The organism is Mesorhizobium ciceri biovar biserrulae, assembly GCF_001618845.1.
In the GTDB taxonomy this organism is placed as follows: domain Bacteria; phylum Pseudomonadota; class Alphaproteobacteria; order Rhizobiales; family Rhizobiaceae; genus Mesorhizobium; species Mesorhizobium ciceri.
In genome coordinates this window covers 126,015-149,335 of sequence record NZ_CP015064.1, presented here as the reverse complement: position 1 = coordinate 149,335, position 23,321 = coordinate 126,015, and the positions used below count along the sequence as shown (strand labels likewise).

The window sequence follows — 23,321 nt, the reverse complement described above, 5'->3', positions numbered from 1 at the left end:
GCCAGCAGCGGCTTCACGCGTTCAGCCGGCCGCTTCATGGATGGCGACAGCGCGAGCCGGGAAGCCAGATCCGGCCTTTGGCTTTGGCCAGCTTGCCATTATCAACGCGCCGGCTTCGGGCACCTTGTCGAGATTGGCCAAGAGCTCGATCTGCCAGCAGTCGCGCGACAGCACGTAGTATTCCAGGCTTGCGTCACCTGCGGAAGTGGCACGGCCGGGATCAGTGTCCATGCCCTCGTGCCCGATCGCAGCAACACCGCGGCGTTCCAAAAGTTCCTCCAGCACCGGCTTCGACCAACCCGGCGCATGCGAGATACCGTCGGCCGACTTGTTCCGAAATGCCACGGGGTCCGGCCAGCGCGGCCACCAGCCGGTGCGAAGTGCGACAAAACACTTTTCCGGGATACGGCCGTTCCGCGTCTCCCAGGCCGAAATATCGTCGAGCGTCGGCGTCGCGTCGGGATCGGCGGCGACCCTGTCGCTGATGTCGAGGATGACCAGCGGCAGAAGCATCTCCGCCACCGGCAGTTGGTCGATCGAGCGGCCGCCGTCGATGAAGTGCACCGGCGGATCGACATGGGTGCCCCACTGTCCGACGAAGGCGTAGTGGTGGACCTGGAAGGCATCGCCCTTCGAAAAATCGAGCAACGCACTGCGCTCCTCGTCCGGGAAGGCCGGGAAATGCGGCTGACCGGGATGAAACGCATGCGTCAGGTCGGTGAAGGTCGCGGCGGAGAGCCGCGACCTGTAGATGTCCCAAAGGGAGCCCGGAGTGGACAAGATCACGGCTCCGCGACGAAAGTCGGTGCCGCTTCACTTGCCAGGACAAGCTTGCCGTCCTTGACACCAATGACCGAGACCGACTTGTCCGGCACCGAAATGCCCGGGCGGTAGGTGATCGTGCCGGTCACGCCGTCGAGCCCGGACGTAGCGGCCAGCGCGTCACGGATCTTGGCCGGATCCGGCGCACCGGCACGCTTGATCGCGTCGGCCATCAGCTTGACCGAGTCGTAGCCGAGCGCAGCGAACGCGTTCTCCGGGGCATTGCCGACCGACTTGGTGTAGGCGTCGATGAAGGCCTGCACCTTCGGGGTGGCGCCCTCACCGATGTAGGCGTGTGTAGTGAAGTAGGTGTCCTTGGCCGCGTCGCCGCCGACCTGGATCAGCAAGGGCGTGTCGTAGCCGTCGCCGCCGACCACCGGCAGGTTGATGCCGGCCTGGCGCATCTGCTTCAAGATCAGGCCGATTTCCTCGGCATTCGACGAGGCATAGACGAAGTCTGGCTGCGGCGACAGCGCCTTCAGTTTGGCGATCTGCGCGGTAAAGGTCTTGTCGCCGATCTTGTAGGTGTCGCGCTCCAAAATCTTGCCCCCGCCATGCTCGTAGGCGGTGACGAAGTAGTCCGACAGCAGCGTTGTGTATTCAGTGCCGATGTCGGTCAGCAGGTAGGCGGTTTTGCCGTTCAGTTTGTTCAGCGCAAATTCCGCGCCAACCGCAGCCTGAACGTTGTCGCCGAAGGCGGCGAGGAAGATCTCGTTGCCGAGCTGGCTAGGCAATTTCGGCGAGGTCGCGCCTGGCGTTATGAACGGTATCTGCGCCGTCTGGACCTGCGGTCCGATGGCCAGCACCGAGTCGGAATCGGCGAAGCCGATGATGCCGACGACCTTGTCGCTGTCGATCAACTGGCTGGCGACGGTCGAGATCGTCGTCGAATCGCTCTTGGAATCGTAGATCACCAGTTCTATCTGCTGGCCGAGCACGCCGCCGGCGGCGTTGATTTCGCTCGCTGCCAGCTTGGCGCCATTCAGCATCGGACCGTCGAGCGAGGCCTGGATGCCGGTCAGGTTTGCCGGATAGCCGATCTTGATCGTGTCGGCAGCAAGTGCCGTGCTGGCCGAGGCAAGCGCGAAGAATGCGCCAAGTCCCAGGCCGATGGTACCGCGTCGAGTGAGTTTGATCATCGTTTTCGTTCCTCTGTCTGGTTCACCGTTGCCGATCTTTGGGTTGATCCGAACATAAGTTCCCGGTCCCCCATGATCCCCTTCGGCCGGAAGATCATGACTAGAATGAAGATGAAGCCGAGCACGATCTGGCTGGCGCCAAACAGGGCCGGCACCGCGAAATCGCCGATCGTGAAGCCGCGTTCGACCGAGCGCAGGATCTCCGACAACAGCGAAACGCAGATGACGCCGACCACCGCGCCGGTCAGGGAGCCCATGCCGCCCAGCACCAGCATTGTGATCAGACTCATCGTCAGCGCGAAGTAGAAAGTGTTCGGCGAAAACGAGCCGAGATAGTGCGCATAGAGCGACCCGCCGACGCCTGAGAAGAACGCGCCGATGACGAAGGCGATCAGTCTGGTCCGCAGCACGCCGATTCCGACAGCGCTGGCCGCGATCGTGTCGTCGCGCACCGCCTTCATGGCGCGCCCGAAAGGCGAATAAACCAGGCGCGCCAGAACGAACACCGTGATGGCGAGCCAACCCATCACCCAGGGCAACGTCGTCTCCAGCGGCACGCCGGTAAACGTGCGGGCGCCTCGGGTGAAATCCGACGCATTGATCAGCACCACGTTGACGATAATCAAGAATCCCATCGTCGCCACCGAAACGAAATAGCCCGACAGGCGCATCAAGGGATAACCGACGACCACCGCAAGCAGTGCCGTCAGAACGCCTGCCACCAGCGTCGCCGGCAGGAAGGGGAGACTGAAAGCATGCAGAAACGCCGGCAAATGCGGCAGCAATGCCATCTTCTGCTGCACCGGGATCGACAGGATCCCCGAAATATACGCGCCGGCGCCGATGAAGCCGACATGGCCGAGCGAAAACACGCCCGTAAAACCGTTGCTCAGCGACAGCGCCAGCACCAGGATTGCATTCAGCGCGATCAGCAGGATAATCCGGACGAAATAGTCGCTCAGCACGTGCGGCGCACCGAAAGCGACAGCTGCTCCCGCCACCACGGCGACGAGGACGAGGAGTGTGATCCGCGCTTCCCGGCTCACAGCTTTATCTCCCGGTTTGGCTGCAGCAGCCCACCCGGGCGCACCAGGAGAAAGGCGATCAGCACGGCGAAGACGATTGCGTCGCGATAGGACGAGACGCTGCTCGGCAGGAATGCGACGATGAATATCTCCAGCGCGCCCAATATGTAGCCGCCGACCAGGGCGCCCGCGATCGACCCGAAGCCGCCGATGATTGCCGCCACGAAAGCCTTCAGGAGCGGCGTGAAGCCCATCTGCGGCTGCACCACGCCGGCCTGCGCCGCCCACAAAATGCCGGCGAGGCCGGCATAGGCGGATGCGACGATGAAGGCGACGATGATCAGCCGGTTGACGTTCAGACCGACAAGGTGTGCCGCCGACATGTCCTCGGCTGCGGCGCGCATGCCGAGCCCAGTCGTGGTGCGCGTGATAAACCAGCCGAGGAGCAGCAGCGACACGAAGGTCAGCGCGATGGTCAGGAGATTGATGCTGGTGAAGGTGATGGCGCCGTTCGACATTTCCCAGGAGGTGTTGAGAATATCGGGGAGTGGAAAATTGCGCGGCGAGGAGGTGAACACCAGGATGCCGACATTCTCGATGATGTAGGTGACGGCGAGGCTGGTCAGCAGTCGCGCGACGTCGGGCGCGTCGCGGATCGGGCGATAGGCGATGCGTTCGATGAGGAAGCCGGCGGCGGCGGCCGCGGCGATGCCGCAGATCACGGCGACCGGGAACGGAACGCCGATGCCGACCAGCAAGGCAACCCCGAAGGCACCTACCATCATGACGTCGCCATGCGCGAAATTGGTGAGCTTGAGGACGCCGAAGACGATCGACAGACCGACCGCCACCAGTGCGTAGAGGCTGCCGAGGCTCACCGCATTGACGATCTGCTGCAGGATATAGTCCAGCTGGGTCATGTTGCCGCCCCGAGATATGCCTGCGCCACGCGTTCGCTGTCGCGCAGTTCCGCGGACCGGCCAGACAGCGCCACCTGGCCGGTGCGCAGCACATAGGCACGGTCGGCGAGGTCCAGCGCGAGCGTGATGTTCTGTTCCACCAGCAGCATCGTCATGCCCTGGCGCTTCAGTTCGGCAAGCGCGCTGAAGATATGGCGGACCAGCAGCGGCGCAACGCCGAGCGAAGGCTCGTCGAGCAGCAGCAGGCGCGGCGCCGCCATCAGCGCGCGCGCCAAAGCAAGCTGCTGCTGTTCGCCGCCCGACAGCGTGCCGGCCAGCTGCTTCAGCCGCTGCTTGAGAATCGGGAACAGCATGAACATGCGCTCGCTGTCTCTGACGACGGCCTCCTTGTCGGTGCGGGTGCAGGCGCCGAGCCGCAGATTGTCAGCCACCGTCAGGCCGCCGAACAGGCGCCTGCCCTCCGGGCTCTGCGCGATGCCCAGACTTACGATGCGCGACGGAGCGACACCTCCAATCGGCTTGCCATCGAAGATGATCCTGCCGCCGCTCGGCCGCGACAGGCCGGAAATGGTGCGCAAGGTCGTGCTCTTGCCGGCGCCGTTGGCGCCCACCAACGCCACCACCTCGCCGGCATGGACGTCGAGCGAAATGCCCTTCAGCGCACGCACCGCGCCGAAATTGACCTCGAGGTTCTCGACACTGAGCAGAACGGGGCTAGGCGTGGCCAAGATACGCCTCCCGCACTTTCGGGTGTTCGCGTACCTGCTCCGGTGTTCCGACGCAGATCACCTCGCCAGTCGCCAGCACCTGGATGCGTTCGCACAGCGCCATGATCAGGTCCATGTCGTGCTCGACAACGACCACCGTTACGCCATAGCGGTCACGGATCGTCCGGATCAGCGCTGCCAACACCTTGGTCTCGTTGGAATCAAGACCGGCAGCGGGCTCATCGAGCAACAGCAGTTGCGGGCCGGTCGCCAACGCACGCGCAATCTCCAGCCGCCGCTGATCGCCGTAGGGAAGATCCGCGGCGACCCTGCCGGCCTGATCTGTCAGGCCCATGAGGTCGAGGAGTTCGTCGGCCTTCTGCCGGGTCGCGGCCACCCGCTCGCGATAACGCCGACCGCGCAGCACGGTATCGGCGGCGCCGACAGGATGGCGCAACTGCGCCGCCGTCAGCACGTTCTGCGCGACGCTGAGGCTGCCGAACAGGCGAGAGCCCTGGAAGGTGCGGGCGATGCCCATCGCGACGATCTGCGATGTGCGCAGGCCGACGATCGACCGGCCCTCCATCTCGATGCTACCGGAATTCGGCTGGGAGAAGCCGGTGATCAGGTTGAAAAGCGTGCTCTTGCCCGAGCCATTCGGCCCGATTACCCCAATGATTTCACGTTCGTGGAGCTCGATGGAATGATCACGCAGGGCAACTAGCCCTCGAAAGGCTTTTGTCAGCCCGACCGTCCTCAACAGCACTCTACTCGACTGTCTATCCACCCGCCGGTTTGCCCCTGTCCCTCGCCGCCCCGTTCGGCCCGGTCAAGCTTCAAATGGACAATTCGAACGGCAAGATGTCAAGTCCTATTCCCAAGAGGAAAGCTGTATGCCTGCCTCGGCTCGACCGTTGCCGCGACAGCACCGGCATCGATGCAGGGCCTGCAGTCCAGCGCGCCAGCGCTCGCTTCTCGAGCCTGCGCGCATAGTGCGTGGGCGCAAGGCACGAGACGAAGACGATCGGCGCCACCGGCCCGTAGACCTTGGGCGTCCTCGGACCGCGCTTGTGCTAGCTTGTTATCTGTTCGGCGACAGCTTCTTCGAGGCCGGCTGCGGCCTGGGCGGCGAGAGCGCGCGCCGCCGCCTGTGAATCGTAGAATTCCTCGAGCGCATGAACCCTGCCCCACCGCAGCGTGAACACGTGGAGACCACGGTTGACGTAGGACGTATCGCCGTTGAGCAGGGTAGCGGTGCCATCCCACTGGGCAAACACGGTGGTATGCCACGGCCAGCCCTTCACCCACACGTGGTTGACCGTGAGATGGAGAGTGGGCAGGACACGGCCGAGGCGCTCGAACCACCGGCGCAGGGCCTGCTTGTCGTGACGCTCGCCACCAAGCGCGTGTGCGCCACCAACCCGGTGATGGACATGCGGCGCGATGGCCTTCACCGCCGCATCCCAGCGATGGTTGTTGACGTCGTCGAAGCTCTGCCGGATCGATTTCTCGACAAAATAGCTGTAAAGCATGTGACCTCTCTCCAAACTTATCGGTGGCGCGCCGTTCCGACGCGAGACCCCGGCCAGCATCGCTCGGCCGCGGCCTGCGCGTCAGGTCAGGGCATTGTCGCGTCGGCTCGCAGGGATGTGTCCGTCTCGGTCGAGACCGTCACTTCCTCACCGGACCTTGAGAACGCGTAGAGCGAGCCCGGGTGGCCAGGTATGGAAAACGCCACGGAGTCACTGTTGGCGAGGCCCATGACAACCCGCAGCGGATCACCCCCGGTCTTCGGTGCGAAAGTGGCGGTGACCTCAAGCAGGTCGCCGTCCGGAACGTAGTAGACCACCATGTCCAGGTGTCCCTGGTGCAGGCTACCGCCTTCGATCGGGCGCCCGATGGTGGCTTCCTCGGCAAGAGCCGGGGTTGCAAGAAACAGCGCCGCCAGCAGCGAGGCGCCCAAGGTTTTGCGGATCATCTCATTTGTCCTTTTTTAGATTGCGTTCACCCTCTATATAGGGTATAGATTACGAATGCAATCTAAAAAAGGAGATGACGATGCGTGTAAGTCGCACTCAGGCCGCGGAAAACCGTGAGACCGTGATCAATGTGGCAAGCCGGCTTTTTCGGGAGCGCGGGTTCGACGGCATCGGCCTCAAGGATCTGATGAAAGGGGCCGGGCTGACCCAGGGCGCCTTTTACAAGCAATTCGAGTCGAAGGACGATCTGGCGGCGCTGGCGTCCAGGCGGGCGATGGAAAGCGCCACCCACAAATGGTCGGCCGCGACCGCGGCAAATCCCGGGAACCCGCTCGACGGGGTGATCTCATTCTACCTCAGCATGGATCATCGCGGAGAAAAGATGGACGGCTGCCCGGTCGTTGCGCTGGGCTCGGATGCGGCCAGGCAAGGTGCCGAGGTGAAGGCATCATTCGAAGCCGGCATCAAGGCGTACCTTGAGATGCTCGGCGGTTGGGTTGGCGAGGGCGACAGCGAAAAGACCGGCAACAAGGCAATGGCCGTTCTCTCGACGATGGTCGGCGCGGTCGTGCTCTCGCGGGTCGTCAACGACCCCGACCTTGCGCAGGCTTTTCTGGATGCGGCGGCCGATCAGGTTCGCGAAGCAGTCGCTACTTGAACGGCGCGAGCAGCGCCGCCAGCACAGCAAGGATAGGAGAGCAGATGGAACGGATTGTCGTCACGGGCATGGGTGCGGTCACGCCCCTTGCCGCCAATGTCGAAGCGTCCTGGTCACGCCTGCTTGCCGGCCGGTCTGGCGTTCGCAGGCTTCCTGACGATGTGGTGGGAGAGCTGCCGGCTAAGATTGGCGGCGTGGTTCCCTCCCTGGGCGAAGACCCCGAGGCTGGTTTCGATGCCGATGCCGTCCTGTCCGCGAAGGATCAGCGCAAGGTAGACCGGTTCATTCTCTTCGCGCTGGCGGCGGCGGAAGAGGCGCTTGCGCAGGCGCAATGGAAGCCTGCCTTGGAGACGGATCGCCTGCGCACGGCCACGATCATCGCTTCAGGTGTCGGCGGGTTCCCGGCCATCACCGAGGCGGTGCGCACGGTGGACCTGCGTGGCGCCCGCCGCCTGTCTCCCTTTACGGTGCCGTCCTTCCTGGTGAACCTCGCGGCGGGCCACATCTCGATCCGTCATGGCTTCAAAGGTCCACTCGGCGCACCGGTGACGGCGTGCGCGGCGGGCATCCAGGCGATCGGCGACGCCGCCCGCCTGATCCGCGCCAACGAAGCCGACATCGCCGTGTGCGGCGGAACGGAAGCGTGCATCAATACCGTCAGTCTCGGCGGTTTCGCCGCCGCTCGTTCTCTTTCAACCGGCTTCAATTGGGCGCCGGCCCAAGCCTCGCGCCCTTTCGACACATCGCGGGACGGCTTCGTCATGGGCGAAGGGGCCGGCGTGCTGGTCATCGAGGCGTTGAGCCACGCGTTGGCGCGCGGCGCAAAACCGATTGCTGAGCTCGTCGGCTACGGCACGACGGCGGATGCCCATCACGTCACCTCCGGGCCAGAGGACGGCGACGGCGCGCGCCGGGCCATGCAGATCGCGATTGCCCAGGCAGGGATTTCGCCACGCGACGTTCGTCATCTCAATGCGCATGCGACCTCCACGTCAGTCGGCGACCTGGGTGAGATCGAAGCGATCAAGAGCGTGTTCGGGCGCGATTTCGCGATAGCTGTCAGTGCCACGAAATCGGCGACCGGACACCTGCTCGGAGCGGCCGGCGGGCTTGGTGCGATCTTCGCAATCCTGGCGCTCAGGGATCAGGTCGCCCCGCCAACCCTCAACCTGGGCGAGGCCGATCCGGCCGGCGACGGAATCGACTTCGTCGCCAACGCGCCCCGGCCCATGGAGATGGAGTACGCGATCTCCAATGGCTTCGGCTTTGGCGGCGTGAATGCCAGCGCCCTGTTCAGACGCTGGAACTAACCGGTGGCCAGACGCAGTCATGACCGACGCCCTTTGCCCCGGCCTCTCTCAATGCTTTTCCCAATCCGATCCAACGCAAAGAAGGATATGAATCCATGAACAAGACCAATCCCGGCGTCGCCCTTGTCACAGGGGCATCCTCCGGCATCGGGCGCGCTACCGCCGACGCCTTGCTAGGCGCCGGCTTTCGCGTCTTCGGAACCAGCCGTCGCACGGCCTCACAGCAATCCGCCGGCGTGACCATGCTGACCTGCGACGTGACCGACGACGCGTCCGTCGCGACAATGGTCGATGACGTTCTGGCCGCGGCCGGACGCATCGACGTGCTTGTCAACAATGCCGGCATGGGGCTGTTTGGCGGCGCGGAGGAGTCCTCGACCGCCCAGGCCAAGGCGCTGTTCGACGTGAACGTCTTCGGCGTCTTGCGCCTGACCAACGCGGTGCTGCCGGCAATGCGGCGCCAAGGGAAGGGCAGAATCGTAAATTTGAGCTCGGTACAGGGGTTCATCCCCGCTCCCTATTTCGCGCTTTACTCGTCGACCAAACACGCCATCGAAGGGTATTCCGAGTCGCTCGATCACGAATTGCGCCCCTTCGGCATTCGCGTTTCGCTGGTGGAGCCCGCCTATACCCGCACATCATTCGAGGACAATCTTGCCGCCCCCGACCGGTCGCTCGAAATCTACGACTCCGCGCGCGCCGGGATGACTATGTCAGTGCGGAAATCGATGGAAAAAGGCGATGCGCCCGAAGTGGTCGCCAAGACCATTTTGGCAGCAGCGACCGATCCCGCGCCGAAGAAACGCTATGCGGCGGGAAAAATGGCGCGCCAGGTCAGTTTCCTGCGCCGTTTCGTCCCCGCATCCGCATTCGACAAGAGCCTGCGCAAGCAGCTTGGGTTGCCGGTCTGAAATCGGGCGCTGCCTTGGCGCGTCAGCGAGCAGCCGCCTGTTTCTCGAGCCTGCGGGCGTATTGCGTCAGCGGAAAGCACATGACGAAGAAGATCAGCGCCACCAGCCCGTATACCTTGAACGGTTCGAAGGTCGCATTGTTGATGGCGTTGGAGGTCCGCACCAGCTCCTCGAAGCCGATGATCGAGGTGAGCGCCGTCGATTTGATGAGCTGCACCAGGAAGCCGACCGTGGGTGCGCGGGTGATCGAAAACGCCTGCGGCAGGATGATCAGCCTCAGCTCCTGCAGATAGTGCAAGCCGAGGCTGGCGCCGGCGTCCCATTGGCCGAGGGGCAGCGCCGCGACGCCGGAGCGCCAGATTTCGGCAAGATAGGCGCTGGCGAAGAAGGTGAGGCCGAGCGCCGCCGCCGTCCAAGGTTCGATGCGCAGGCCGAGCATCGGTAGGCCGAAGAACATCAGGAACAGCTGCATCAAGAGCGGCGTTCCCTGGAACAGGGCGATGTAGCCGGAGGCGACACGCCTGCTCCATTTATTCTTGGCGATCCTGAAGAACAGCACGATCATGCCGACGATGCCGCCGCCGATAAAGGCGGCCAGCGATAGCAGCACCGTCCACCGGGCGGCGAGCAGTAGGTTGCGGACGATGTCCCAGAAGGTGAACTCGATCATGACACACCGGCTCCGAGCGCGCGGCGCCCGCCTGACACCAGCAGCCGGCGCAAGGCCATCGACAGAGCGAGATAGACCAGCGTCACGACGAAATAGGTCTCGAAGGAGCGGAAGGTGCGTGCCTGCAGCATGTCGGCCTCGTAGGTCAGCTCACGCACGGCGATCTGCGACACGACGGCGGACTCCAGCATCATGATGACGATCTGGCTGGTGAGCGCGGGGTAGATGATCTTGAGCGCCTGCGGCAGCACGATCTTGACGAACACCTGGCGTGGCCGCAGCCCAAGGGCCAGCGCTGCTTCCGTCTGCCCGCCGGGCACGGCGTCAAGCCCGGCGCCGACGATCTCGATGGTGTAGGCCGCCATGTTGAGCGTCATCGCCAGCATCGCGGCCAGGAGCGGGTCGAGCCGGACGCCCAGGCTGGGCAGCCCGAAGAAGATGAAGAACAACTGCACCAGGAACGGCGTGTTGCGCATCACCTCGACATAGCAGGCGATTGCCCGCTTGAGCAGCACCGGGCCGTTTCGCCGCCCCGCGGCACCCAGGATGCTGAGCAGCGTTCCGGCCAGCGTGGTCACGGCGATCAGCAGGATCGTCGTGGCCGCGCCATGCGCGATGTCGCCCAGGGCACCCGGGAGCCAGGCAAAAGCCACGGAAACTCAATCCTTGAGATTGTCGGGATTGAGCGGCGTCTTCAGCCAGGCTTTCGAGCTTTCGTCCAGCTTGCCGTCGGCCAGCATCTTGGCGACCGCATCGTTGACGGCCTTCTTCAGGCCGTCTTCGTTCTTGTTGAGGCCGATATGCGAAGGCGAGGTCAGAAGCTGGAACTTCTGCTCCGGCTTCAGTGCGTCCTGCTTGGCCAGCACCTGCGCGCCGACATCGTTGCCGACGACCATCAGCTGCGTCTGGCCGGAGATGAAGGCCTGGATCACCGAATTGTAGTTGTCGAAGCGCTTGATGTCGGCCGATGCCGGTGCTGCCTCGGTGAGCGAGGTGTCTTCCAGCGTGCCGCGATTGACGGCGATCGACTTGTCGGCGAGGTCTTCCTTGCCTTTGACGGCAAGCGCTGCCGGACCGATCACGGCGATGTAGTAGGGCGCGTAGGCAGCGGCGAAGTCGATGACCTGCTCGCGTTCCTTCGAATAGCCGACGCTCATCAGCAGGTCGACGCGATGATCGTTCAGATACGGGATGCGGTTCTGGCCGGTGACGGCGATGGGATTGAGCTTCACCTTGAGCGTATCGGCGATGTATTGCGCGACATCCATGTCATAGCCCTTGAGGCTCATGTCGGCGCTGGCCGAGGAGAAGGGCGGAAAGTCGGCGAAGACGCCGACATTGATGGTGCCGGCCTTGGTGATGTCCGCCAGCGCATCGGCGCTAGCGGCCTGAACTGCGAGGCCGAAACCGGCCGTGCCGAGCATCAGCACGGCGGCGATGGAGGCAAATGTCTTACGGATTGTCATTGTCATTCCCCTGTCTGGAAGCTTTGTTTGTTCGGGTCGGCCGCCGGCTCCAGCGCGGCGGCTGCCTTTGCTTTTCTAGACGTCAGGCGCCCTTGCCTGTTATCGCCGGGCTGAACACCATCAGGCTCAGTATCTCGAACAGCACCTGTGCGGCGGCATGCGCGGTGTTGGTGGTGGCGTCATATTGCGGCGCCACCTCGACGACGTCGCCGCCGACGATGTTGAGACCTTTGAGGCCGCGCAAGAGTTCGAGCACTTCGCGCGTCGTCAGCCCGCCGACCTCCGGCGTGCCGGTGCCCGGCGCGAAGGCCGGATCGACGCTGTCGATGTCGAAGGAGACATAGGTCGGGCCGTCGCCGACGATCTTGCGCGCCTTCTCGATGATCGCCGGAATGCCGAGGCCGGTCACCTCCTCGGCATGCACCACGGTCATGCCGGACTCGTAGGTGAACTCCCACAGATATTCGGCCGAGCCGCGGATGCCGATCTGGATCGTGCGCGTCGGGTCGAGCACGCCGTCAAGCACAGCGTTGCGGAACGGGCCGCCATGGTGGAACTTGGTCATGTCGAACAGGCCACTGGTGTCGCAGTGGGCGTCGATATGGATCAACCCCACCGGGGCCTTCTTGCCGACGGCCTTCAGAATTGGATGGCTGATCGAATGGTCGCCGCCGATCGACAGCGGAATGACCCCGGCATCGACGATCTGGTTGGTGCGGCGCTCGATATCCTCATGGCTGGTCTCAAGCCGGTAGCGGCTGCGGAACGGCGTGTCACCAATGTCGGCGACCCTGAGCTCATGCGTCGGCGCGCATTCCAGCACGTGATTGTAGGGCCCGATGCGCTCGATGGCGCGCAACGCCCTTGGCCCGAAGCGCGAGCCCGGGCGGTTGGTGACGCCGAGATCCATCGGCACGCCGATCATCGCCACCTGCAAATCGCCGAAATCCGGATTGTCGGCCGATATTTCGCGGTAGGGCGCGGCAAGAAAGGTCGGGATGCCTGAATAGGGCGCCAGCCGCGTGCCGCTCTTGGAGAAGATCTTGTCGGCGACCTTGCGGAATTTCGGGTCGAACATCTCGCCGCCATGGCTTTCACCATATTTGCGACGCAACGCATCGAGCTTGCCGCGATCGTATCCCATGTCCGCTCCTCCTGGGCTGATGCAGTGCCGGCGCGGGTGACGCCTGCGAACCGACCGTCATCCGGCCGGGCCGCTGTCCCGCTGGCTGCCTGCAGATTTCATGTCTTGATGCTGTTCTAAACTCAAGTGTCTGGCAGTGGCATTGAAAAATCAATTGATATTGTTAGGGTGTTTTCTGTGAGAAAATCTCACAACAAAGTGGTACCATGACCAAGCGCCTGCCACCGCTCAATCCGCTGCGCGCCTTCGAGGCAACGGCTCGCCATGGTTCACTGACCAAGGCGGCGACTGAGCTGAACGTCACTCATGGCGCCGTCAGCCACCAGATCAAGGCGCTCGAGCAGTCGCTCGGTGTCAAGCTGTTCGAGCGGGTCGGCCAGCGGGTCAAGCTGACACCGCATGGCGCGGAGCTTCTGCCGGCGGTGTCGACCGCGTTCGACGGCATCGCCGCCGCCACCCAGCGCATGACAAGGCCGGCGAGCAGCGGCACACTTTCGGTCTCCTGCGTGCCGGCGCTACTGTTGCTGTGGATGACACCGCGGCTCGGCAGTTTCATGGCGCAATATCCCGACATAAGGCTGACGCTTATTCCGTCCAACGATCCCAAGGATTTGCGGGCGCCCAATATCGATGTCTGCGTGCATTATGGCGACGGCAGCTGGACCGATTGCTGGATGCGCAAATGGTCGGGCCTCGAACTGTTCCCCGTGGTCAGCCCGACCTTGATCAACAACCGGCCGATCCGCAGCGTCAGGGATCTCGCCGATCATGTCTTCCTGCATGGCGATGACGGCCGCGAGTGGCACACCTGGCTGGCTGCCGCCGATGCGCTGGACCTGGAGCGGGGCCGCCGCCATCACCTCGGCGATGCGCGTATGGCGACCGAGGCAGCGGTGCACGGCCATGGCGTGGCGCTGGGCGACTCGGTGACGGCAAGCGCGCTGCTGGCCAGGGGCATGCTGGTCGCGCCGTTCAGCCTGTCGGTGCCGGCGGTCGACGATTTTTATGTCGTCTGCCGCAACGAGATGCGGACGACGCCGATCGTGCAGGTGTTCGTCGACTGGCTGTTTGCCGAGAAAGCGGGGGACGATGGGCGCGCCGACGCCCCTGTGGCCGGCCGCATCGTCAGCCGCCGCAAGCGTCCGGCGCTCAGGGTGATGGGCGGCAAATCCGCAAGCTGATGCCGGGCTGCGCGCCGCCGCATGCAGGCAGCTCTTTTTGTCGGGCCAGCCTGAAAGCGGGCAGCGTTGCGGCCGATTCGATGCTATGAGGCCTGTCGCGATTGTGGATGGCAGGCAGCGAAGGCGGTGTTGAAACATGGCTAAGACCGATATTGCGCGGCGCGTCTACAACCACACCTGGAAGCTCGACCCGATCGTGCGCAGCCTGCTCGACACGGATTTCTACAAGCTTTTGATGCTGCAGATGATCTGGGGCATGTATCCCAAGGTCGACGCAACCTTCTCGCTGATCAACCGCACGACCTCGGTGCGCCTTGCCGACGAGATCGACGAGGGCGAATTGCGCGAACAACTCGACCATGCCCGCACCTTGCGCTTCTCCAAGAAGGAGATGATCTGGCTCGGCGGTAACAATTTCTACGGCCGCAAGCAGATCTTCGAACCGGAATTCCTCGCCTGGCTGGAAGGCTTCCGGCTGCCCGAATACGAGCTGTCGAAGCGCGACGGGCAGTATGAACTGACCTTCAGCGGGGCGTGGATGTACACCACGCTGTGGGAAATCCCGGCGCTCGCCATCATCAATGAACTCCGATCTCGCGCAGCCATGCGGGCGTTCGGGCCTTTCGCGCTCGACGTGCTCTATGCCCGCGCCAAATCCAAGATGTGGGCCAAGACCGAGCGGCTGAAGGCGCTGCCCGGCATCCGCATCTCGGACTTCGGCACGCGCCGGCGCCATTCCTTCCTATGGCAGCGCTGGTGTGTCGAGGCGTTGAAGGAAGGCATCGGCGAGGCGTTCACCGGCACCTCCAACGTGCTTCTGGCCATGGACAACGACCTCGAAGCGCTCGGCACCAACGCACATGAGCTGCCGATGGTGTTTGCCGCGCTTGCCGACTCGGAAAAAGAGCTGAGACAGTCGCCTTACAAGGTGCTGCAGGACTGGCAGCGCTACTATGGCGGCAATCTGCTGATCGTGCTGCCCGACGCCTTCGGCACAGCATCGTTCCTGCGCGATGCGCCGGACTGGGTGGCCGACTGGACGGGCTTTCGCCCCGACAGCGCGCCGCCGATCGAAGGCGGCGAAAAAATCCTGTCCTGGTGGCGCGACAAGGGCAAGGACCCCAAGCAGAAACTGCTGATCTTCTCCGACGGGCTCGAGGTCGAGACCATCGAGGAGACCTATCGCCACTTCAAGGGCAAGGTGCGCATGTCCTTCGGCTGGGGCACCAATCTGACCAATGATTTCGAAGGCTGCGCGCCGACGGAAACCAACAGCCTCGACGCCATATCGCTGGTTTGCAAGGTCACCGAGGCCAATGGCAGGCCAGCGGTCAAGCTGTCGGACAATCCGGCCAAGGCGACCGGCGATGTGAAAGAGATCGAGCGGTATCTCAGGATTTTTGGCGAGAAGGACCGCGTGGAGCAATTGGTCAAGGTGTGAGGGGTGGGGTGGTGGGGCTCTTGGATAGGCCGAGTTCCTTGGCGCCCCCCTCTGTCCTGCCGGACATCTCCCCCTCAAGGGGGGAGATTGGACTTGGTCTCTGCTTTCGCCAATCTCCAACGCTTGAAGAATGGCGCCAACAGGCCGTTCTGCCGATCTCCCCCCTTGAGGGGGAGATGTCCGGCAGGACAGAGGGGGGCCTCGTAGAGCACTGCCATCAGCTGTTGGCGTTATTATCTGCGGCGCTGTTTGCCCTCCTCCCCACCCCAGCCTTCGCCCATGCCTCCGACCGTGGTCATGTCCTGCTGCTGCCGACCGGCTATTATCTCGCCGGCGGCGCTTTCGCAGTGGCCGTCAGCTTCCTCGTGCTGGCCCTGCTGCCGCCCGTGGCTCTCGACAAATTCTGGCGTCGGCGCTTGCAACTCTTCACCATCAGCGACAGCGCCCGCGCCGCCATCAGCCTGATATCCTTTGCCGGCTTTGCAATTCTCATCGCCGCCGGCCTTTTCGGCAGCCGCGACCCGCTTTCAAACCCGCTGCCTTTGGTGATCTGGACCCTTTTGTGGGCCGGCGTCACGCTGTTGCAAGGCCTCTTCGGCGATCTCTGGTCATGGCTGAACCCCTGGTATGGACCATGGCGTATCGCCTCGCGCCTGTTCGGGACCGGAACATGGCGCCTGCCCCGATGGGTCGGCTGCTGGCCTGCGGCCATCTTGTTCTTCGCCTTTGCCTGGTTCGAACTCATCGATCCGGCGCCCGACGATCCGGCGCGTCTGGCCTTGGCCGCCGGCCTCTACTGGCTGTTCTCTTTCCTCGCCATGCTGGCGTTCGGCTATCGCGGCTGGAGCCGCAGCGGCGAATTCCTGACGGTCTTCTTCTCCATGGTGGCGCGTTTCGCAATTGTGGTACGGAACGAACATGGCCGGCTTGCCCTGTGCTGGCCGGGCGCCAAGCTGCTGGCCGCGGAGCCCTTGCCGGCCAGCGGCATGGCTTTCCTGCTGCTCGCCCTGTCGTCGGTGTCCTTCGACGGCCTGTCGAAAACCTTCTTCTGGCTCGGCCTGTTCGGCATCAACCCGCTCGAATTTCCCGGCCGCACGGCGCTGATCGGCAGCGGCACTTTCGGGCTGATCCTGACATTCGCGCTGCTGGCGGCGGTGTTCCTGCTTGCCGTCTGGCTCGGCCAACGTCTTGCCGGCAGCGACCACATTCTTAACCAGGCGGCCGGTCAGCTGGTGTGGTCGATCGTGCCGATCGCGCTTGCCTATCACATTGCGCATTATCTGACGGCGCTGCTCGTCGACGGCCAATATGCGCTTGCGGCACTTTCCGATCCGTTCGCGATGGGCTGGAACCTGTTCGGCACCGCCGATATGCAGATTGAGGCCGGCATCGTTGCGGGGGCGGACTCTGCGTGGTGGCTGTGGAATATCCAGGCCGGCGCCATCATCCTGGGCCATGTGCTCGCCGTCCTCGTCGCTCACGGCTTCGCCTGGCGCCTGCACCCACAGCCCTCCCGCGCGGCCCTCAGCCAGTTCCCGCTTACCTTGCTGATGATCGCCTACACCGTCTTCGGCCTCTGGTTGCTTGCCACGCCGACTGTCGGATGAGAAAAGGCGACCAGCATGCCTTCGGGGAAAGCCCGCTTGCCACGTCGGGGCTTTGGTGATTTAGTTTGTACACATGCGATTTTTTGCCTCGTTGCAGCCAGTCAAAACTCAAAAACAGGGGAACTGCCGTGACTGACAAGAATGGGTTTTTCGATCTCTCCAGATCCACGCTCACCCGCCGCACCGCACTGAAAGGTCTGGCCGCAGGCGCCGGCCTCGGCCTTGCCCCTGGCTTCGTCCGCTATTCCCAGGCGCAGAGTTCGGCGCCGATCAAGATCGGCTTCCAGTCGCACCGCACCGGCATCGGCGCTGCCTATGGCCGCTGGTACGAAAAGACGACAGCTGCCGCAGTCAAGGCGATCAATGCAGCCGGCGGCATCAATGGCCGCCAGGTCGAGGTGATCATCGAGGATGACGGCACCGATCCCGGCCGTGGCGCCGAGGTGGTCGGCAAGTTCGCCACCCAGCACAAAACCGACATCGTCTTCGGCACGCTGTTCTCGCATGTCGTCATCGGCTCGGCGCCCGCCGCCGGCGAAAACAAGATGCCCTATTTCGTCGTCAGCGAAGGCCATCACGTCGCCTCGACCAAGCTGAACCGCTATGTCTTCCAGCCCGGCATCACCGACGTGAAGAGCCAGATCCAGTCGATGGCGCCGTGGATCGCGGCTAACGCCGGCAAGAAGGTGACGCAGATCTTCCCGGATTTCGCCTTCGGCTACGACCACCGCGACTACCTGCCGCCGGCGCTGAAGGCGCAAGGCGGCGAGGTCATCGCGCAGATCGCCATCCCGCCGACGGAATCATCCTTCACCAAGTATTTTCCGCAGATCCCGGCCGAGACCGAGGTGATCTACCACGTCATGGTCGGCCCGGCCGTGCTCACCTTCGTCAAGGAGCTTGGTGAGTTCTACGGCTCCAACCGGCCGCAACTGTTCGGCTTCATCGATTCGCTCGAAGCCACCGACATCAACAGCCCCGGCCTCGAATTCCTCGATGGCAGCCATTTCTGGGAAGGCTCGCCGCGCTATGCGCAGGCCGATGATTCCGAGGCGCAGAAGGCCTATCGCGCTGCTGTCGGCATCGACGACAATGGCGCCGCCGTCGGCGACCCCAAGGACGTCTCCACCGCAGCCCACATGTTCGGCTGCTGGGAAACGCTCTACGTCGTCAAGAAGGCGATGGAGGACGCCGGCTACAAGGGACCGGAAGACCGCGCCAAGCTGGTCGAGGCGACCGAGGCGCTGACCGAATTCGCCGAAGGTCCGGAACATCCGCAGGGACCGAAGACCTTCAACGGCAAGATCCACCAGTGCTTTGGCATCCAGAACATCTCCAAGATCGAAGGCGGCAAGCTCAAGGTCGTGCACAAGACCAAGATCGAAGACGGACTTTACGAGGCCGAAGGGGATTATACGACGCAGGCGCTGTAGGTTTAGCTGCGCCAATCAGCGTGAGCGCCAAGCCGCCCCCCTCTGTCCTGCCGGACCCGGCCCTTCGCTGTCGCTCCGGGCGTTCGTCGTTCGGAAAGCCAAGCAATTGGCTTTCCGTCCGCTGCGCGGATCACTCCTCACCCCCCTCAAGGGGCGCGATTGCGCTATCGCTGGGCGTGTAGCATGCACTTCGGTCCCCACCTCCTCCTCGCCGCCCTCGAAGGCCTCGTCACCTCAGCCGTGCTGGCGCTGACCGCGCTCGGCCTGTCCTTGGTGTTCGGCGTCATGCGGGTGGTCAATGTCGCGCATGGTGAGTTCTTCATGCTGGGCGCCGTGCTCGCCTGGGCGATCACCACAGCCATTGGCGGCCATCCCGCGCTCGGCTTCCTGGCCGCACTTGTGATTGCGCCGCTGATCGTCGGCGCCATTGCGCTGGTCGCCGAACGGCTGGTGCTGCGACGGCTCAACTACAATCCGGAAGCCACCATCGTCGCCACCATCGGCATGCTCTACATCATCCAGCAGCTGGCGCTGACCTTCTACGGTCCGGAGGCGCGGCCGGTGGAGCCGCCGTTCAGCTACCGCATCCTTTTGCCGTGGTTCGGCTACTCCGGCTACAAACTGTCTGTCATCGCCGCCTCCGCGCTGCTGCTCACCGCGACATGGCTGGTGCTGACGCGCACCAAGGTCGGCCTCGTCATGCGCGCCACGCAGTATGACAGCGAGACGGCGCAGGCCTTCGGCATCCCCGTCGGCCGCGTCTATGGCGGCGTCTTCGCGCTTGGCGCCATGCTGGCGGCCATTGCCGCAGTGCTGATCGTGCCGATCAGCCAGGCGCATTACCTGATGGGGCAGGACCCGCTGCTGCTCTCCTTCATCGTCGTCATCATCGGCGGCCTCGGCTCGCTGCGCGGCACGGTCGTCGCCGCCGTGCTGATCGGTCTCTCCGACGGCATCATCTCGATGTTCTTCTCGCCGACGCTGGCCAAGATCATCGCCACGCTGCTGGTCGCCATGGTGCTGGTGTTCCGTCCGCAAGGCTTGTTCGGGACGAGGTCGCGATGAGCGAAGCTTCGCCGGTAAAAGCCTATGCCATGCATCTCGGCGTCGTCGCGCTGCTTTTCGTGCTGAGCTTCCTTCTGCCGGAATACTATCACGGCCTGCTCGCCCGCATCATGGTGCTGGCAGTGTTCGCCATGGGCTACAACATGCTGTTCGGCTATGTCGGCCTGCTCAGCCTCGGCCATGCCATGTTCTTTGCCGCCGGGCTCTATGGCGCCGGCCTTGCCGTCATCCAGCTCGGCTGGAGCGTACCAGCGGCGTTCGCCGCCGGGCTTGCCTGTGGTGTTGTTGTGTCACTCGTGATCGGCCTGCTGGCGCTGCGCACCACCGGCGTCGCCTTCATGATCGTCACCATGATGTTCGCGCAAGTGTTCTACCTCCTCATCCTCTACTTCGCGACGTGGACCGGCGGCGACCAGGGCATGGTCGTGCCGCAGCCGGCGCGGGTGCTCAGCTTCGGCGCGACATCGCTCGAGCTCACCAATCCGACCGTTCGCTACATGACGGCGCTGGCGCTGTTTTCGATCGTGCTTCTCGTCACATTGGCCATCGTCCGCTCCCGGTATGGCCGCGTGCTGGTCGCCATCCGCGAGAACGAAGAGCGGACGAAGATGCTCGGATACGACACGTTTTCGAACAAGCTCGCCGCCGTCGTCATCTCCGGCATCATCTGCGCGGCCTCGGGTGCCGCCTATGCGCTGCTGTTCGGCTATGTCGGATCGAGCTTCGCGTCGGTGCAATATTCGATCCTGCCGCTGCTGTGGGTGCTGCTGGGCGGTGCTGCAACAACGCTCGGGCCGCTGATCGGCACGCTGTTCATGTACTATGTCATCGATATCACCAGCGGCTACACCTCCGCCTATCTGCTGATCGTCGGCATCGCGCTGATCCTTCTGGTGCTGTTTTTCCCCAAAGGCATTCTGGGCAGCATTAGGCAGCGCTGGCTCGGGTGGCTGCCATGATGCCGCTTTTGACCACCAAGGGCCTTTCTCGCGACTTCGGCGGCCTGCGTGCCGTCGACCGTGTGGATTTCTCCTTGATGCCGGGCGAAATCCGCGCCGTGATCGGCCCCAATGGAGCGGGGAAGACCACCTTCGTCAGCCTGGTCAGCGGCCGCATCCAGCCGTCTGCCGGCATGATCGTCTTCGACGGCGCCGACATCACCAATCTGCCTGCCTATGTCAGGGTCCGCAGGGGGATCGCCTACACCTTCCAGCTCACCAGCGTCTATGCCAACCTGTCCGTCTACGCCAACGTCGCGCTGCCCGCGCAACTGACGCTGCGGCATGGCAGCCATTCCAGGAGCGCGATACAGGCCGCTGTCATGACCGCACTCGAACGCACCGGCCTGGCCGATCGCGCCCACATGCCGGCCGGGCAGTTGTCCTACGGCCATCAGCGCCTGCTGGAAGTGGCGATGGGCCTGGCGCTGAAGCCGCGCCTGCTGATCCTCGACGAGCCGACGCAAGGGCTGGCCGACAGCGAGATCGACAATTTCGTCACCCTGGTGCGCGAGATCGCCAAGAACGCCACCGTGCTTCTGATCGAGCACAACATGCCTGTCGTCATGCAACTGGCCGACCGCATCACGGTCTTCAATGCCGGCAAGATCCTCGCCGAAGGCACGCCCGAAGCGATCCGCGAAAACGCGGCGGTGCAGGAAGCCTATCTGGGGACTGCCCCATGACCGAGGCAAACCAGGCCGAGGCCACGCCTCAAGCACTCACCATTTCGGGGCTCGACTGCTTCTATGGCGAGGTCCAGGTGCTCTATGGCCTCGACCTGGTGCTGAACAAAGGCGAGGTGCTGTGCCTGTTCGGCCGCAATGGAGCCGGCAAGACGACGACACTCAAGGCCATCATGGGGCTGGTTCCCTCGAGCGCCGGCTCGATCAGGCTCGATGGCAAGGAGTTGACCGGCCTGCCGGCGCATGAGGTGCCGAAGGCCGGCGTCGCCTATGTGCCGCAGGGAAGGCGATTGTTCGCCGAAATGACGGTGGCGGAAAACATCGAGATCGGCCTGATGGCGCGCGGCAAAGGCAAGGCGACGCGTGAAAACGTGCTCGACCTCTTTCCATTGCTGCGCCAGCGGCTCCGGCAGCGTTCCGGCACACTGTCCGGCGGCGAACAGCAGATGCTGGCGATGGCGCGTGCACTCTGCCTCGAACCGCAGGTGCTATTGCTCGACGAGCCGACCGAGGGGCTGATGCCGTCGATGATCGCGAAGATCCGCGAGACGGTGTCGACGCTGCGCGACATGGGCGTTTCGACCATCCTGGTCGAGCAGCGTGTCGATGCGGTGCTTTCGGTCGCCGACCGCGTTGCTTTCGTCGAAAACGGCCGCAACCGCGAGACGGTCGATGTCGAGGAATTGCGCGCCGACCCGTCGGCGGTGCGCCGTTATGTCGGCGTCGGTTGATCAGCCGAAGAACAGAAAACCCGCTACCAAAAACGTCGGGATCAGCACCAGGCCCGACCATGCCATATAGCCGAAAAAGCCCGGCATCTTCACGCCGCGATGTCGGGCGATGGCGTAGACCATGAAGTTCGGCGCATTGCCGATATAGGTGTTGGCGCCCATGAACACCGCGCCGGCCGAGATCGCGGCAAGCGTCGAAGCGAACTCCGTCATCAGGTGCCGGGGGTCACCGCCGGCAAGCTCGAAGAACACCAGATAAGTCGGCGCATTGTCCAGGAAGGATGACAGCGCCCCGGTCAGCCAGAAATAGGCGAGATCGTTGGGCTGGCTGGAGGAAGAACTCACAAGCGACACCAGCGGCGCCAGCGCACCCTCATGGCCTGCCCTGAGGATGGCGATGACCGGCACGATGCAGATGAAGATGCCGGCAAACAATTTGGCCACCTCTGATATCGGACCCCAGTTGAAGCCATTGGCCTCGCGGTATTCCTTGCGCGAAATGACAAGTGAAACGAGGGCGAGCGCCAGGATCATGGCGTCGCGCACCAGATTCTGCAGTTCCAGGCTGACGCCGAACACGGAGAAGCTGACGCCCGGCTTCCAAGCCGCCGATAGCAGGATGGCGCCGATCACCCCCGCCAGCAGCGGAAGGTTGGCCAAGCCGCGCAGGCGCACCTTGGTATCCGGTGTCGGGTCCTTGATCTTCGGCGCGCCAGCCTCGCGCCGGTGCAGGATGTTGTCGATCACCAGAAAAATGCCCAGGACGACACCGCCGACGAACAGCGTCTCGCGCCAGAGGTTCGTCGTCGTCCAGAAGAAGTCGACGCCGCGCAGGAAGCCGACGAACAGCGGCGGATCGCCAAGCGGCGTCAGCGAGCCGCCGATGTTGGACACCAGGAAGATGAAGAAGATAACGACATGGGCGTTGAACGGCCTGTTATCGTTGGCGCGGATGATCGGCCGGATCAGGATCATCGAGGCACCGGTCGTGCCGATCACCGAGGCCAGCAGCGCGCCGACCAGCAGCAGGCCGGCATTCACCAGCGGCGTGCCGTGAATGTTGCCGGCAAGGAGAATGCCGCCGGAAATGGTGAACAGCGCAAACAGCAGGATGATGAACGACATGTATTCGGTGAGCAACGCATGCAGTACCGCTTCGGTCGCTGTGGGGACACCGAAGGCAACCGCCAGCGGCAGGACCACCAGAGCGCCCCAAAGGGCCGCGATCTTGCCGTAGTGATGCTCCCAGACATGAAGAAACAGCAGCGGACCAGTGGCGATCGACAACAGCAGCCCGGCAAAGGGCACCGCCCACCACAGCGACATCGAAGCGCCGGGCAGGCCGTGTTCCTCCGCCCCGAAAGCCTGTGCCGGAAACAGCACGGCCACAACGATTGCCGCCTTCGTCGCGACCCACAAAAAGCCCCT

24 protein-coding genes are annotated in these 23,321 nt (G+C 63.7%); 11 read left to right on the top strand and 13 right to left on the bottom strand.

The window, feature by feature from the left end; genetic code table 11:
- Nucleotides 1-21: 21 nt before the first annotated feature.
- The 8 genes from A4R29_RS00730 to A4R29_RS00695 all read right to left on the bottom strand — a co-directional run bounded on the left by A4R29_RS00730 (nt 22) and on the right by A4R29_RS00695 (nt 6,591).
- Nucleotides 22-786, bottom strand: a complete 765-nt coding sequence (locus tag A4R29_RS00730) for a cyclase family protein (protein ID WP_395387669.1) — start codon at nt 784-786, stop codon at nt 22-24.
- Complete coding sequence (locus tag A4R29_RS00725; protein WP_013528425.1) at nt 783-1,961, bottom strand: ABC transporter substrate-binding protein; 1,179 nt, start codon at nt 1,959-1,961, stop codon at nt 783-785. The genes A4R29_RS00730 and A4R29_RS00725 overlap by 4 nt, the downstream gene beginning before the upstream one ends.
- Complete coding sequence (locus A4R29_RS00720) at nt 1,958-3,007, bottom strand: branched-chain amino acid ABC transporter permease (RefSeq protein WP_082827269.1); 1,050 nt, start codon at nt 3,005-3,007, stop codon at nt 1,958-1,960. Before A4R29_RS00720 ends, A4R29_RS00725 begins: the two co-directional genes overlap by 4 nt.
- Nucleotides 3,004-3,906 carry a branched-chain amino acid ABC transporter permease gene (locus A4R29_RS00715; protein ID WP_024502052.1) on the bottom strand — a complete coding sequence of 301 codons (903 nt, stop codon included), beginning with the start codon at nt 3,904-3,906 and terminating at the stop codon, nt 3,004-3,006. The genes A4R29_RS00720 and A4R29_RS00715 overlap by 4 nt, the downstream gene beginning before the upstream one ends.
- A complete protein-coding gene (locus tag A4R29_RS00710; RefSeq protein WP_082827268.1) occupies nt 3,903-4,634 on the bottom strand; it encodes an ABC transporter ATP-binding protein in 732 nt (243 codons plus the stop codon). The genes A4R29_RS00715 and A4R29_RS00710 overlap by 4 nt, the downstream gene beginning before the upstream one ends.
- On the bottom strand, nt 4,621-5,379 hold the full coding sequence (locus tag A4R29_RS00705; RefSeq protein ID WP_224620866.1) for an ABC transporter ATP-binding protein: 759 nt from the start codon (nt 5,377-5,379) through the stop codon (nt 4,621-4,623). The genes A4R29_RS00710 and A4R29_RS00705 overlap by 14 nt, the downstream gene beginning before the upstream one ends.
- Before the next feature lie 307 nt (nt 5,380-5,686).
- Nucleotides 5,687-6,145 carry a nuclear transport factor 2 family protein gene (locus tag A4R29_RS00700; protein ID WP_013528430.1) on the bottom strand — a complete coding sequence of 153 codons (459 nt, stop codon included), beginning with the start codon at nt 6,143-6,145 and terminating at the stop codon, nt 5,687-5,689.
- 86 nt (nt 6,146-6,231) lie between these two features.
- Nucleotides 6,232-6,591 (bottom strand): hypothetical protein, encoded by a 360-nt coding sequence (locus tag A4R29_RS00695; protein WP_032808064.1) that lies wholly within the window; start codon nt 6,589-6,591, stop codon nt 6,232-6,234.
- An 80-nt stretch (nt 6,592-6,671) separates the two neighbouring features.
- Here A4R29_RS00695 and A4R29_RS00690 point away from each other — a divergent pair, with 80 nt between their 5' ends.
- From A4R29_RS00690 to A4R29_RS00680, 3 genes are all read left to right on the top strand, one after another.
- The gene (locus A4R29_RS00690) at nt 6,672-7,250 is read left to right on the top strand and encodes a TetR/AcrR family transcriptional regulator (protein WP_027161084.1); all 579 of its coding nucleotides are present in this window, start codon (nt 6,672-6,674) and stop codon (nt 7,248-7,250) included.
- Nucleotides 7,251-7,294: 44 nt separating this feature from the next.
- The gene (fabF, locus tag A4R29_RS00685; RefSeq protein ID WP_013528433.1) at nt 7,295-8,560 is read left to right on the top strand and encodes a beta-ketoacyl-ACP synthase II; all 1,266 of its coding nucleotides are present in this window, start codon (nt 7,295-7,297) and stop codon (nt 8,558-8,560) included.
- A gap of 95 nt (nt 8,561-8,655) precedes the next feature.
- The gene (locus A4R29_RS00680; RefSeq protein WP_063170962.1) at nt 8,656-9,471 is read left to right on the top strand and encodes an oxidoreductase; all 816 of its coding nucleotides are present in this window, start codon (nt 8,656-8,658) and stop codon (nt 9,469-9,471) included.
- A gap of 22 nt (nt 9,472-9,493) precedes the next feature.
- Here A4R29_RS00680 and A4R29_RS00675 read toward each other — a convergent pair whose 3' ends face one another.
- From A4R29_RS00675 to speB, 4 genes are all read right to left on the bottom strand, one after another.
- Nucleotides 9,494-10,141: an amino acid ABC transporter permease gene (locus A4R29_RS00675; protein WP_013528435.1), complete on the bottom strand. Its 648-nt coding sequence runs from the start codon at nt 10,139-10,141 to the stop codon at nt 9,494-9,496.
- The gene (locus A4R29_RS00670) at nt 10,138-10,794 is read right to left on the bottom strand and encodes an amino acid ABC transporter permease (protein ID WP_027161086.1); all 657 of its coding nucleotides are present in this window, start codon (nt 10,792-10,794) and stop codon (nt 10,138-10,140) included. The genes A4R29_RS00675 and A4R29_RS00670 overlap by 4 nt, the downstream gene beginning before the upstream one ends.
- A gap of 6 nt (nt 10,795-10,800) precedes the next feature.
- The gene (locus A4R29_RS00665; RefSeq protein WP_013528437.1) at nt 10,801-11,607 is read right to left on the bottom strand and encodes a transporter substrate-binding domain-containing protein; all 807 of its coding nucleotides are present in this window, start codon (nt 11,605-11,607) and stop codon (nt 10,801-10,803) included.
- Between the two features lie 82 nt (nt 11,608-11,689).
- On the bottom strand, nt 11,690-12,751 hold the full coding sequence (speB, locus tag A4R29_RS00660) for an agmatinase (RefSeq protein WP_024502058.1): 1,062 nt from the start codon (nt 12,749-12,751) through the stop codon (nt 11,690-11,692).
- Between the two features lie 206 nt (nt 12,752-12,957).
- Between speB and gcvA the strand changes: the two genes are divergently transcribed.
- From gcvA to A4R29_RS00620, 8 genes are all read left to right on the top strand, one after another.
- Entirely contained in the window at nt 12,958-13,932 is a 975-nt protein-coding gene (gene gcvA / locus A4R29_RS00655; protein WP_024502059.1) for a transcriptional regulator GcvA, read from the top strand.
- A gap of 136 nt (nt 13,933-14,068) precedes the next feature.
- Nucleotides 14,069-15,373, top strand: a complete 1,305-nt coding sequence (gene pncB, locus A4R29_RS00650) for a nicotinate phosphoribosyltransferase (protein WP_027161087.1) — start codon at nt 14,069-14,071, stop codon at nt 15,371-15,373.
- A gap of 176 nt (nt 15,374-15,549) precedes the next feature.
- Nucleotides 15,550-16,980: a hypothetical protein gene (locus A4R29_RS00645; RefSeq protein WP_063170961.1), complete on the top strand. Its 1,431-nt coding sequence runs from the start codon at nt 15,550-15,552 to the stop codon at nt 16,978-16,980.
- A gap of 128 nt (nt 16,981-17,108) precedes the next feature.
- A complete protein-coding gene (locus tag A4R29_RS00640) occupies nt 17,109-18,413 on the top strand; it encodes an ABC transporter substrate-binding protein (RefSeq protein ID WP_013528442.1) in 1,305 nt (434 codons plus the stop codon).
- Nucleotides 18,414-18,596: 183 nt separating this feature from the next.
- Complete coding sequence (locus tag A4R29_RS00635) at nt 18,597-19,478, top strand: branched-chain amino acid ABC transporter permease (RefSeq protein ID WP_063170960.1); 882 nt, start codon at nt 18,597-18,599, stop codon at nt 19,476-19,478.
- Nucleotides 19,475-20,437: a branched-chain amino acid ABC transporter permease gene (locus tag A4R29_RS00630; RefSeq protein ID WP_063170959.1), complete on the top strand. Its 963-nt coding sequence runs from the start codon at nt 19,475-19,477 to the stop codon at nt 20,435-20,437. The genes A4R29_RS00635 and A4R29_RS00630 overlap by 4 nt, the downstream gene beginning before the upstream one ends.
- Nucleotides 20,434-21,162, top strand: a complete 729-nt coding sequence (locus tag A4R29_RS00625) for an ABC transporter ATP-binding protein (RefSeq protein ID WP_024502063.1) — start codon at nt 20,434-20,436, stop codon at nt 21,160-21,162. Before A4R29_RS00630 ends, A4R29_RS00625 begins: the two co-directional genes overlap by 4 nt.
- Nucleotides 21,159-21,893 (top strand): ABC transporter ATP-binding protein, encoded by a 735-nt coding sequence (locus A4R29_RS00620; protein ID WP_063170958.1) that lies wholly within the window; start codon nt 21,159-21,161, stop codon nt 21,891-21,893. Before A4R29_RS00625 ends, A4R29_RS00620 begins: the two co-directional genes overlap by 4 nt.
- Here the strand turns inward: A4R29_RS00620 and A4R29_RS00615 are convergent, their stop codons facing one another.
- Nucleotides 21,894-23,312 (bottom strand): sodium:proton antiporter, encoded by a 1,419-nt coding sequence (locus tag A4R29_RS00615; RefSeq protein WP_063170957.1) that lies wholly within the window; start codon nt 23,310-23,312, stop codon nt 21,894-21,896.
- Nucleotides 23,313-23,321 lie beyond the last annotated feature (9 nt).

Bases quoted from the DNA above. Each gene is read 5' to 3' on its own strand.
- A4R29_RS00635 (WP_063170960.1), top strand. From the start codon at position 18,597: ATGCACTTCGGTCCCCACCTCCTCCTCGCCGCCCTCGAAGGCCTCGTC.
- A4R29_RS00645 (WP_063170961.1), top strand. From the start codon at position 15,550: ATGTCCGGCAGGACAGAGGGGGGCCTCGTAGAGCACTGCCATCAGCTG.
- A4R29_RS00625 (WP_024502063.1), top strand. From the start codon at position 20,434: ATGATGCCGCTTTTGACCACCAAGGGCCTTTCTCGCGACTTCGGCGGC.
- A4R29_RS00665 (WP_013528437.1), bottom strand. From the start codon at position 11,607: ATGACAATCCGTAAGACATTTGCCTCCATCGCCGCCGTGCTGATGCTC.
- A4R29_RS00715 (WP_024502052.1), bottom strand. From the start codon at position 3,906: ATGACCCAGCTGGACTATATCCTGCAGCAGATCGTCAATGCGGTGAGC.
- speB (WP_024502058.1), bottom strand. From the start codon at position 12,751: ATGGGATACGATCGCGGCAAGCTCGATGCGTTGCGTCGCAAATATGGT.
- A4R29_RS00695 (WP_032808064.1), bottom strand. From the start codon at position 6,591: ATGATCCGCAAAACCTTGGGCGCCTCGCTGCTGGCGGCGCTGTTTCTT.
- fabF (WP_013528433.1), top strand. From the start codon at position 7,295: ATGGAACGGATTGTCGTCACGGGCATGGGTGCGGTCACGCCCCTTGCC.
- A4R29_RS00690 (WP_027161084.1), top strand. From the start codon at position 6,672: ATGCGTGTAAGTCGCACTCAGGCCGCGGAAAACCGTGAGACCGTGATC.
- A4R29_RS00725 (WP_013528425.1), bottom strand. From the start codon at position 1,961: ATGATCAAACTCACTCGACGCGGTACCATCGGCCTGGGACTTGGCGCA.
- A4R29_RS00675 (WP_013528435.1), bottom strand. From the start codon at position 10,141: ATGATCGAGTTCACCTTCTGGGACATCGTCCGCAACCTACTGCTCGCC.
- A4R29_RS00700 (WP_013528430.1), bottom strand. From the start codon at position 6,145: ATGCTTTACAGCTATTTTGTCGAGAAATCGATCCGGCAGAGCTTCGAC.
- gcvA (WP_024502059.1), top strand. From the start codon at position 12,958: ATGACCAAGCGCCTGCCACCGCTCAATCCGCTGCGCGCCTTCGAGGCA.
- A4R29_RS00620 (WP_063170958.1), top strand. From the start codon at position 21,159: ATGACCGAGGCAAACCAGGCCGAGGCCACGCCTCAAGCACTCACCATT.
- A4R29_RS00630 (WP_063170959.1), top strand. From the start codon at position 19,475: ATGAGCGAAGCTTCGCCGGTAAAAGCCTATGCCATGCATCTCGGCGTC.
- pncB (WP_027161087.1), top strand. From the start codon at position 14,069: ATGGCTAAGACCGATATTGCGCGGCGCGTCTACAACCACACCTGGAAG.
- A4R29_RS00680 (WP_063170962.1), top strand. From the start codon at position 8,656: ATGAACAAGACCAATCCCGGCGTCGCCCTTGTCACAGGGGCATCCTCC.